Origin of the sequence: Streptomyces bugieae, from assembly GCF_036352915.1 — a bacterium.
GTDB lineage: Bacteria > Actinomycetota > Actinomycetes > Streptomycetales > Streptomycetaceae > Streptomyces > Streptomyces endophytica.
Genome location: NZ_JAZBJP010000131.1, coordinates 1 through 466, shown reverse-complemented (window position 1 = coordinate 466; position 466 = coordinate 1). Strand labels below are relative to the sequence as shown.

Here is a 466-nt window from a genome sequence, read left to right as displayed (position 1 = left end):
GGGCGGCGGGTGTCGTTCCACTGCCGGACGACCTGGTCGTGCTCGCCCGGAGCCCACAGCCCGTACCGGCTCACCGGCAGGGCCGGGTCGTGCGCCACCCCCTCCAGCAGCCGCAGCAGACGGCCGGCCAGCCGCTCGACGGTGTCGCGGTCGAACAGGTCCGCGTTGTACTGCACCGTCCCGGAGATCCCCCCGGCGGTGCGGCCGTCCCGGTCCCGGTCGTCGAACTCGAAGGCCAGGTCGAACGGGGAGGTGTGCGTCTCCACCGGTTCCGCGCGGACCTCGACGCCCGGCAGGGCCAGTTCGCCCGCGCGGGTGTTCCGCAGCGCCAGCACCACCTGGAAGAGCGGGTGCCAGGCCGGGGAACGGCCGGGGGCGAGCTCCTCCACCAGCAGTTCGAACGGCACGTCCTGGTGCGCGTAGGCACGCAGGCACATCTCCCGCACCCGGCCGAGGAGTTCGGTGA

Annotated in this window: 1 protein-coding gene; it reads right to left on the bottom strand. The window is 73.8% G+C overall.

Annotated elements, in window-relative coordinates; translation table 11 throughout:
- On the bottom strand, nucleotides 1–466 hold a 466-nt coding region (locus tag V2J85_RS40530), incomplete at both ends, for a condensation domain-containing protein (RefSeq protein ID WP_330824380.1).